Genomic DNA, 995 nt, shown 5'->3' on the forward strand with positions numbered 1-995 from the left:
CGCAGTTCTTCGTTCAACTGACGCAGCGTGTTGTTGCGAATATCCTGCGCCTCTTTGATTTGATACGCTTTTGCATCCGCGTTGGCCTTATTGCTTCCTCCCTGATAGAGGTTGTAACGCATTCTGACCATCGCCTGCCACTCGTTGCTTTGTCCGCGTACGCCGTCCACGTTGTTATTCATATTGCGGTCGAGCTCGACGTTGACACGAGGATAATAGGAGGACTTTGCAGCCTCATATTGTTGTTGTGTCGCTGTGATGTCAGATTCGGCGGATTTGAGGATCGGGCTGTTGGTCAGCATGACGCGCCGGGCCTCTGCCAGCGAGGCGGGAATGGTTAACAATGCGGTATCTGGCAGTATCAGGTTATCGGGCTCGATACCTGTAACGCTAAAGTAGTTGGTCTTTGCGTCATCCAGATTGGTCTGCTCGGTAAGCAGATTGTTCCTGGCCTGTGCCAAACGCGCTTCTGCCTGCTCGAGATCTGCCAGACGCGCAACGCCTTGCTGGCTGCGCAGCCGGATCTGATCGTAGATACGCTCGTGATTAGCGAGATTGTTTTGTGCCAGTTTGACAAATTCTGCCCGTTGCAGCACATCAAGGTAAACCTGGACCGTATTCAAGGCCACGTTCTCAGACGTGTTCAGTACTTTATAGGCGCGAGAATTAACGGTAGCGCGCTGCCGACCGACTTCACTCGACGTAGCAAACCCGTCAAACAGCGTTTGTTGTAAAGTGATACTGGATTCACGGCGTTGCAGTTCTGTTTTGCCGCCGCTGGCGCGCGTAGAAACGGTATCCGTTTGCTCACGACCGGTCCCTGCGTTCATATTGATTGACGGCAAGTATCCGCCCTTGGCGGAGCGTAAATCATGATCGGCGGAGAGCCGACTGTTCACCGACGCACTGACTTCGGGATGCGTGGCAAGAGTTTGTTTGATTACATCCTGTAAAGTCGCGGCGCTGGAGGGCTGTGCGACCATAATCCCTAAAGG

1 protein-coding gene is annotated in these 995 nt (G+C 53.4%); it reads right to left on the minus strand.

Features of this window, described 5'->3' with window-relative positions:
• On the minus strand, positions 1 to 983 hold a 983-nt coding region (locus J5224_RS30055), incomplete at its 3' end, for a TolC family outer membrane protein (protein WP_264628713.1).
• Between the last annotated feature and the right edge of the window lie 12 nt (positions 984 to 995).

It is taken from the genome of Candidatus Symbiopectobacterium sp. NZEC135 (genome assembly GCF_025962695.1).